The organism is Rhodococcus sp. 114MFTsu3.1, from assembly GCF_000383555.1.
GTDB classification, from domain to species: Bacteria; Actinomycetota; Actinomycetes; order Mycobacteriales; family Mycobacteriaceae; genus Rhodococcoides; species Rhodococcoides fascians_E.
In genome coordinates this window covers 596,698-604,899 of record NZ_KB911544.1, presented here as the reverse complement: position 1 = coordinate 604,899, position 8,202 = coordinate 596,698, and the positions used below count along the sequence as shown (strand labels likewise).

Below are 8,202 nucleotides of genomic sequence, written 5' to 3'. Positions count from 1 at the left end.
GATCGATTTCCATGTCACCGACACCTACTTCGTGATCGCGCACTTCCACTATGTGGTGTTCGGGACGGTGGTGTTCGCGACGTATGCCGGTATCTATTTCTGGTTCCCGAAGATGACGGGCCGGATGATGGACGAGACGCTCGGCAAGTGGCATTTCTGGTTGACGTTCTTCGGGTTCCACGGCACGTTCCTGGTGCAGCACTGGCTCGGGAACGAGGGTATGCCGCGTCGGTACGCCGATTACCTGGCGTCGGACGGGTTCACCACACTCAACATCATTTCCACGATCGGGGCGTTCGTGCTCGGTGCGTCGACGTTGCCGTTCGTGTGGAATGTCTTCAAGTCCTACCGGTACGGCGAAGTGGTCACCGTCGACGATCCGTGGGGGTACGGCAACTCGTTGGAATGGGCGACCTCCTGCCCGCCGCCGCGGCACAACTTCACCGAACTGCCCCGGATCCGTTCCGAGCGTCCCGCGTTCGAACTGCACTACCCGCACATGGTCGAACGCCTCCGCGCCGAAGCCCACGTCGGACCAGGTGCCCATGGTGGACACACCACCGAAGTCCTCGAACAGGCACGTCGCGCACCTATCGCGACGAGCGACCACGAAGGATCCGGCGACCACGACCCTAAGTAAACATCCAGTCAGTCGGCAAGAGCCCCTCCCGGAACTCGGGCGGGGCTCTTCGCTTGCGACAATCTGATCAGTGAAGCAGCAAGAATGGCGACGCACCACCGAGGTCAGCGTCGTCGCGAAGGGAGAATCGGTGCCTGACAGAGGTTTCGCTACCGAGGACATCGCTGTACTCGTCACCGTCACCGGGCCCGACAAACCTGGCGTCACCTCGGTTCTGTTCGCGGCGCTCTCGCGTCACGAGGTGAGCCTCCTCGATGTGGAGCAGGTGGTCATCCGCGGCCGACTGACTCTCGGCGTCCTGCTGTCGTGCCCACGCGATCCCGAGGCACTGCAGGACGAGCTGGAGGAAGCCATGTCCACCGTCGGCGTCCACGTCGACGTCGAGATCGGTGCCGACCCGGTGGGCAGTCGGAGTCTCGCGACTCACGTCGTCGTCGTCCTCGGCCGTCCGGTCACCGCTCGGGCCTTCAGCAGCATCTCGCGCGAGCTCGCGAGACAGGGTGCCAACATCGACTCCATTCGCGGAGTCGCCGACTATCCGGTCACGGGTCTCGAACTCGACGTCACGGCCACCAACACGTCGCCGGACGCAGACCGTCAACTCAGAAAAGGTCTGTCCGAGGTCGCGGCGGGCGTCGGCGTCGACGTGGCCGTCGAACGCGCAGGCATCGCGCGCCGCTCCAAGCGACTCATCGTCTTCGACGTCGACTCGACGCTGGTTCAGGGCGAAGTGATCGAGATGCTGGCTGCCAAAGCCGGACGTGAGGCCGAGGTTCGCGCGGTCACCGAATCCGCCATGCGCGGCGAGATCGATTTCACCGAGTCGCTGCACCAACGCGTGCAGGCATTGGCCGGACTCGACGCATCCGTCATCGAAGACGTCGCCGACGAGCTCGAGCTGACGGCGGGTGCCCGCACGACCATTCGTACGCTGCGTCGTCTCGGGTACGCCTGCGGCGTCGTCTCCGGTGGTTTCCGTCAGGTCATCGAGGGACTCGCTCACGAGCTGGAACTGGATTTCGTCAAGGCGAACACACTCGAGATCGTCGACGGCAAACTGACCGGGCGTGTGGTCGGCGAGATCGTCGACCGAGCTGCCAAAGCGACAGCGTTGCGCGAGTTCGCGGCCCAGGCCGGTGTTCCGATGGAACAGACGGTGGCCGTCGGAGACGGAGCGAACGACATCGACATGCTGACCGCCGCGGGTCTCGGAGTGGCGTTCAACGCCAAGCCTGCGTTGCGCGAGATCGCGGACACCGCGATCTCGCACCCGTACCTCGACGCGGTCCTGTTCATGTTGGGCGTGACACGTAGTGAGATCGAAGCTGCGGACGCCGTCGACGGCGGCGTCAGGCGAGTCCCGATCCTGTGAGCGACATCCCGGAAACCCCGGTGCCCGGCGCCGGGCCGATGGAGGCGACCGCCGAGAGTTCGCTCAGCACGTTCGCCGAGCGGCATGCGGTGCTGGCCCGGGGCTACGGCGGTCGTGCCGATCCGGAGGATCCCGCGGACGTGCTGGCGATGGCCGTCGTTCTGCACATCCCCAAGGCGGATCCGCCGCCGCGCAGCAGTCTGCTGGAAGCCGCCGCGGCCGCGGCCGTCGCGGTGTGTCTGGACGAACGTGTCGGATCCGGCGGCGAGTGGGAGGACCGCTTCCTCGCGTGGACCGGGTCGAGAATCCGCAAGGTCGCCAGGCGCGCGCGGGGCGCGCACTGGACCGCTGCGCAGGACGTTCCCGGACTGACCGTCGACGTCGGCGGCGCGCACGCCCGCGCTTTCGTTCCCGGCAGGGTGGGTGACCTGGATCCTCGCGTGAAGCGTCTGCAGATCGGCGGCACCGATGTCGCGCACGACGACGCGGGTGCACCGACACCGGGAGTACCGGTGCTGTGGATAGATCCGGCCCTCGAGATGACGGTGGGGAAAGCCGCCGCTCAGGTCGGACACGCGTCGATGTTGCTCGCGGGCGCGATGACTCCGGAGCAGTGCCAGGACTGGGCGCACACCGGGTTCGCCTGTTCCGTGCGTGACGCCGACGAGCAGCAGTGGCGCCGAGCGCGTGCCCTGGTCGAGGCAGGTCAGGCCGTGGCCGTGCGGGATGCGGGGTTCACCGAGGTGGCGCCCGGCTCGATGACGGTAGTCGCGGCAATCCGACCGTAGTCTCCACGGACCCGACGATCACGCCGCCGTACAGCGTCCACGTCCGGTCGGAGGGGTCCACTGCCTGAAAACTGGATGTTTCGGCAAGCGCCAGATCAGAACGACACTGGGTGAATGAGAAGGACGAAGCTCGACACACCGGTGCCGCCGCGCGCACGCAGAGAACTGACGATCCGACTGGTTGCCCTCTACGTCGGACTGTGGCTCTACGGAGCGTCCATGGCGTTGATGGTGACGGCCGGTCTCGGCCTCGATCCGTGGGATGTGTTCCATCAAGGAGTCAGCCGGCACGTGCCGTTGAGCTTCGGCGCGATCACCGCACTGACCGGCGCCGTCGTTCTGCTCCTGTGGATTCCGTTGCGCCAGAAGCCCGGACTGGGGACCGTCAGCAACGTCGTGGTCATTGCGATCGCGGTGGACGCCACGCTGCACTGGCTCCCGGAGGTAGGGAACATGGCCGTCCGCATCGCGCTGTTGGTGACCGGAATCGTCGTGAACGCCTTCGCGACTGCGCTGTACATCGGTGCGGGCATGGGGCCGGGTCCGCGCGACGGGTTGATGACAGGACTCGTCGCGCGAACCGGACTGTCCGTGCGACTGATTCGCACGTGCATCGAGTTGGCGGTGGTGGCAACGGGGTGGCTCCTGGGCGGCACTGTCGGGGTCGGGACCCTGCTGTACGCGTTCGGAATCGGACCCCTCGTTCAACTGTTCATGACTTACCTGCCGTCGCTGCGGAACACGAGCACACCCGGTCCGGTCAGCGAGATCGCCGATCCGGCTTCGACGGACGCCGCGTCGGTCGGAATGCCGCGTGGTTCGGCCGAATCGAACACCGGCGCGAATCGTCGGGCAGCCCACGACGGGCAGGCCAGTGAGATCTCCGTCGGACCACCGGAGTGCACGATCAGCAGTGAGCTGTCGTCGTCGACGCGCACGCCGTCCGGTTCGTAGGACCGGACGTCGCCGCCGTCGACCCACGCCTGGATGGTGCGGACGGAGTCGTCGTTCCACTGTTCGGTCGTCAACTCGCTGCCGTGTCCGTCGAACCAGACCAGGTCCGGTCGGCCCGACGGGGTGTCCCGTCCGAAGAAGAATTCCTGCTGCCGGAGCGACGGTGCGCTTCGTCTGATCCGAAGCACGCGTGAGACGAACGCGACGAGATCGGAATCGACGTTCGACCAGTCGATCGCCCACGCGTCCTCGGCTGGTGCGTCCTCGGCGATGCAGTACGCGTTGTTGTTGCCGAACTGCGTGTGTCCCAGTTCGTCTCCGGCGAGCAGCATCGGCGTTCCGGTGGACAGTGCAAGGGTGGCGAGCAGTGCGCGTACGTGGCGGGCTCGTGCACCGGTGACGGCCGGGTCGTCCGTCGGTCCTTCGACGCCGTGGTCGACCGAGATGTTGTTGTCGGTCCCGTCGCGGTTCTCCTCGCCGTTGGCCTCGTTGTGCTTGCGCGAGTACGACACGAGGTCCCGGGCGGTGAAGCCGTCGTGGGCGGTGACGAAATTGATCGATGCCCAGGGCTTTCGGCTGCCACCGCCGTAGATGTCCTCGGATCCGGCGAGCCGTGACGCGAGCTCGCGCACACCGATCTGTTCCGCCCAGAATCGGCGGATCGTGTCGCGATAGCGGTCGTTCCATTCGGACCACATCGGGCCGAATCCACCCACTTGATAGCCGGCTCCCGTTGCATCCCACGGCTCGGCGATGAGCTTGACTCGTGAGAGAACCGGATCGGTCGTGATGGCTGTGAGGAGGGGTGCGCGGGAATCGAATCGCCACCCTCCCGGCCGGCCCAGCGTGCTGGCGAGATCGAATCGGAAGCCGTCGACTCCCATGACCTCGGTCCAGTACCGCAGGCTGTCACAGACCATGCGCACCACGGCGGGCGACGCGGAGTCGAGTGTGTTGCCGCACCCGGTGATGTCGACGTCGTAACCGCGACCGTCCAGCAGGTAGTAACCCGGCGCGTCGAGTCCGCGCCAGCTGATCGACGGCCCGGACACCGACGACTCGCACGTGTGGTTGTAGACGACGTCGAGCACGACTTCGATTCCGGCGCTGTGCAGTACGTCGACCATCGTCTTGAACTCGGTCACCTCGGCGCCGGGTTCGGACGCGAAACGTGGATCGGGCGCGAAGAACGCACCCGTCGAATATCCCCAGTGGTTACGCATTCCCCGTGCCCGCACGTCGGGTTCGGTCGACATCGCCTGCACCGGAAGAAGTTCCACCGTCGTCACGCCGAGTGTGGTCAGGTGTCGGAGTACCGCGGGTGCCGTGAGGCCCAGGTACGTCCCTCGGTGCTGCGCGGGTACGTCCGGATGTCTGGCGGTGTAGGCGCCGACGTGGAGCTCGTACAGCACGGTTCGATCCCAGGGAACGGACGGCCGGACGACCTCGCGCAGGACGGCCGGGTCGGTGACGACCGACAACGGCATGTGCCCGAGCGAATCGACTGTGCTCGGTTGCCCGAACGGCTCGTCGTCGTAGGGGAGAAGGGCGTGCGCGTCGCCCAGCTGCCCGGCGATCTGCCGGCCCGCGGGGTCGAGAAGAATCTTCCGGCCGTTGAAGCGTCGCCCGCCCGCCGGGTCCCACGGACCGTGCGCTCGGAACCCGTATCTGGTGCCGGGGGTCACGCCGGGGACGAAACCGTGCCGAATCCCGAAGGTCTTCTCCCGAAGTTCGACGCGCCGTTCGGAGCCGTCGGGATCGACAAGGCATACCTCGACGCCGTCGGCCTCGGGCGAGTGGACCGCGAATTGCGTACCACTTGCCGACGCAGTAGCTCCCAACGGAAACGGAGAGCCCGGAGGAGAGGACTCCTCGCGGGAGGCGGGACGATCGTCGGTGTGATCAATGAAGGGCGACACGCTTCGAGATCCTGCCGTGTGTGGGGGATGGATGTGCGACAAGATAGATCACGTGTCTGAACCGGATCCCGATTTGCTCATCGATTTCAACGACGTACTCATCAGGCGAGGTGGGGTGACGCTGGTCGGCCCGGTCACCTGGCAGGTGGAACTCGACGAACGATGGGTGGTGCTCGGACCCAACGGGGCGGGCAAGACCTCCCTGATGCGGATCGCAGCCGCCGAGGTGCATCCGACGTCGGGCACCGCACACGTCCTCGGTGAAGTGATGGGGAAGGCCAACGTCGCTGATCTCAAGACGCGCATCGGACTGTCGTCGTCGGCTCTCGCTCATCGCATCCCTGCCGACGAGACGGTGAGCGATCTGGTCGTGTCCGCCGGATACAGCGTGCTGGGACGGTGGCGTGAACGGTACGACGACATGGACACCGAGCGCGCGGTGGACATGCTGGAGAGTCTCGGAGCCGAACATCTGTCGCAGCGGACGTACGGAACGTTGTCCGAAGGCGAACGCAAGCGCGTGTTGATCGCCCGTGCGTTGATGACCGACCCCGAACTCCTTCTGCTCGACGAGCCCGCCGCGGGTCTCGACCTGGGCGGCCGCGAGGAACTCGTCGCGCGACTGGCGGATCTCGCCGCCGATCCCGACGCACCGGCCACCGTCCTGATCACCCACCACGTCGAGGAGATTCCCCCGGGCTTCAGTCACGCACTGCTGCTGAAGGAAGGTGGTGTGGTGGCGCAGGGGCTCGTCGACGACGTGATCACCGCCGAGAACCTGACGGAGGCATTCAGCCAGTCGATCACTCTCGATCGGGTCGACGGGCGTTTCTTCGCTCGGCGGACACGAGCTGCCGGGCAGCACCGCCGGTGACACGTCCGACAATCGGACGTTGTAGTTTCCGAGGATGACTCCGACCGAAGTTGTGCCCGCCCGGGACGCGTCGACCGTGATCCTCGTCCGCGATGCCACGGCCGGAATCGAGGTGTTCCTCCTCGAGCGCGTGTCCGGCATGGCGTTCGCCGGCGGCATGACCGTGTTTCCCGGCGGCGGCGTCGACGCGTCCGACGGTGACGCCGACCTGGCCTGGGCAGGGCCCGACGCCTCGTGGTGGGCAAGCAGGCTGGGCGTCGACGAACGCAGAGCTGCGTCACTCGTCTGCGCGGCGGCCCGCGAGACGTTCGAGGAATGCGGAGTGCTGCTCGCCGGTCCGACACCCGACTCGGTTGTGCGTGACACCTCCGTCTACGCCGACGACCGGGCGGCACTCGAACGGCACGAACTCACCTTCGCAGCCTTCCTCGAGCGCCACGGTCTGGTCCTGCGGACCGACCTGCTGCGACCGTGGTCCAACTGGATCACGCCGAACGGCGAGGCGCGCCGCTACGACACCCACTTCTTCGTCGCGGTCACGCCCGAAGGGCAGATCGCCGACGGTGACACGCGCGAGGCCGCGTCGGTCGGGTGGCGGTCACTCGAATCCGCACTGGACGACTGGCGCGGCGGACGGACGATTCTGCTTCCCCCCACGTGGAGTCAACTGGCCGGGTTGTCGGCCTTCGACTCGGTGTCCGACGTCCTTGCCGCGGAACCGGTCATCACTCCCATCCAGCCGAACCTCTACCACGTCGACGGGGAACTGCGGGTCGACTTTCCCGACCACGAGGCCTACTACGCGGGCAGTGCGCACCCGTGGTCGGGGAGATGACACCGGGCACCCGGTAGCGTGTGCGGACATGGCTGAGTTCGTGAATCTCGAGGTATCCGACGGTATCGGCACCATCCGCTTGGATCGACCACCGATGAACGCGTTGAACCGTCAGGTGCAAGAGGAGATCAGGGCCGCCGCGCGTGCCGCGACGATCGATTCATCGGTCAAGGCTGTCATCGTCTACGGCGGCGAGAAGGTCTTCGCCGCCGGTGCGGACATCAAGGAAATGGTGGAGTTGTCGCCCGCGCAGATGACCGACATCATCGGGGATCTGCAGTCCGCACTCGGGTCGGTGTCCGAGATCCCCAAACCCGTCGTCGCGGCGATCACGGGTTACGCACTCGGAGGTGGCCTCGAGGTCGCGTTGAGCGCCGACCGGCGAATTGCGGGCGACAATGCGAAACTCGGTGTGCCGGAAGTGCTTCTCGGCGTCATCCCCGGCGGCGGCGGTACCCAGCGGTTGGCACGGCTCGTGGGTCCGAGCAAGGCCAAGGATCTGGTCTTCACCGGTCGATTCGTCGGAGCCGAGGAAGCGCTCCGCATCGGACTGGTCGACGAGGTCGTCGCCCCGGACGAGGTGTACAACGCCGCGAGAAAATGGGCGTCGCAGTTCACCAAGGGTGCTTCGCGGGCGCTGGCTGCGGCCAAGGCGTCGATCGACCAGGGCCTCGACACGGATCTGCACACGGGCCTGAAGATCGAAGCTCAGCAGTTCGCCGCTCTGTTCGCGACGAAGGATCGGACCATCGGCATGGAGTCGTTCATCGCCAACGGACCGGGCAAGGCCGACTTCACCGGCGAGTGACCGCCTGACCAC

The 8,202-nt window shown here is 66.4% G+C and carries 7 protein-coding genes and 1 pseudogene; 7 read left to right on the top strand and 1 reads right to left on the bottom strand.

Annotated elements, in window-relative coordinates:
• The 4 genes and pseudogenes from H292_RS0102905 to yczE form a co-directional block, all read left to right on the top strand.
• Nucleotides 1-640, top strand: a 640-nt coding sequence (locus H292_RS0102905) for a cytochrome c oxidase subunit I (RefSeq protein WP_020110362.1), incomplete at its 5' end; no start/stop codon positions are given.
• A gap of 130 nt (nt 641-770) precedes the next feature.
• The gene (serB, locus tag H292_RS0102900) at nt 771-2,012 is read left to right on the top strand and encodes a phosphoserine phosphatase SerB (protein WP_051127719.1); all 1,242 of its coding nucleotides are present in this window, start codon (nt 771-773) and stop codon (nt 2,010-2,012) included.
• Entirely contained in the window at nt 2,009-2,800 is a 792-nt protein-coding gene (locus H292_RS0102895) for an aminoacyl-tRNA hydrolase (RefSeq protein ID WP_020110360.1), read from the top strand. Before serB ends, H292_RS0102895 begins: the two co-directional genes overlap by 4 nt.
• Nucleotides 2,801-2,914: 114 nt before the next feature.
• Nucleotides 2,915-3,460 (top strand): annotated as a pseudogene (yczE, locus tag H292_RS28840) (membrane protein YczE); the annotation flags it as partial.
• Between the two features lie 59 nt (nt 3,461-3,519).
• On the opposite strand, the gene glgX reads toward yczE, so the two are convergent.
• Entirely contained in the window at nt 3,520-5,673 is a 2,154-nt protein-coding gene (gene glgX, locus H292_RS0102885; RefSeq protein ID WP_020110359.1) for a glycogen debranching protein GlgX, read from the bottom strand.
• A gap of 31 nt (nt 5,674-5,704) precedes the next feature.
• Here glgX and H292_RS0102880 point away from each other — a divergent pair, with 31 nt between their 5' ends.
• From H292_RS0102880 to H292_RS0102870, 3 genes are read left to right on the top strand one after another with little or no spacing between them, the layout of a single operon-like run.
• A complete protein-coding gene (locus tag H292_RS0102880) occupies nt 5,705-6,547 on the top strand; it encodes an ABC transporter ATP-binding protein (protein WP_020110358.1) in 843 nt (280 codons plus the stop codon).
• 34 nt (nt 6,548-6,581) lie between these two features.
• Nucleotides 6,582-7,382 carry an NUDIX hydrolase gene (locus H292_RS0102875; protein WP_020110357.1) on the top strand — a complete coding sequence of 267 codons (801 nt, stop codon included), beginning with the start codon at nt 6,582-6,584 and terminating at the stop codon, nt 7,380-7,382.
• A gap of 28 nt (nt 7,383-7,410) precedes the next feature.
• The gene (locus H292_RS0102870; protein ID WP_019664344.1) at nt 7,411-8,190 is read left to right on the top strand and encodes an enoyl-CoA hydratase/isomerase family protein; all 780 of its coding nucleotides are present in this window, start codon (nt 7,411-7,413) and stop codon (nt 8,188-8,190) included.
• The last annotated feature ends 12 nt before the right edge of the window (nt 8,191-8,202 follow it).

Excerpts from the sequence above, each read along its gene's own strand:
- H292_RS0102880 (WP_020110358.1), top strand. The coding sequence starts at position 5,705 with ATGTGCGACAAGATAGATCACGTGTCTGAACCGGATCCCGATTTGCTC.
- H292_RS0102875 (WP_020110357.1), top strand. The coding sequence starts at position 6,582 with ATGACTCCGACCGAAGTTGTGCCCGCCCGGGACGCGTCGACCGTGATC.
- H292_RS0102870 (WP_019664344.1), top strand. The coding sequence starts at position 7,411 with ATGGCTGAGTTCGTGAATCTCGAGGTATCCGACGGTATCGGCACCATC.